The organism is Bradyrhizobium sp. Kon58, assembly GCF_055807455.1.
Window position 1 is genome coordinate 1 of record NZ_JBVVOT010000431.1, and the last position, 272, is coordinate 272.

Below are 272 nucleotides of genomic sequence, written 5' to 3' on the forward strand. Positions count from 1 at the left end.
CGCCCAGGTAGGCTACGAACTCATCAATGTTTGTGTACGGGAGAACGTCGCGGTCTTCGATATCAAGCATTCGCTCAAACAGTTCTGCCATCGCGATCAGGTTTTCCCGGAAGTATTGGCAGGTGATGAAGTGCTTCTTGTAGAGAGCCCAAACCTTTAACGTGACGCCGCCGGCCTGGAAAGCGGGATAGGCTTCATCGTCTGGTTTCAGGTTGCCTGGGTCAAAAGCAATCTTGATGATCATGGCCTTGACCCCTTGTAGATGAAGACGT

The 272-nt window shown here is 51.5% G+C and carries 1 protein-coding gene; it reads right to left on the reverse strand.

The window, feature by feature from the left end:
- On the reverse strand, window positions 1-244 hold a 244-nt coding region (locus AC0L20_RS41040), incomplete at its 3' end, for a hypothetical protein (protein WP_473295832.1).
- Between the last annotated feature and the right edge of the window lie 28 nt (window positions 245-272).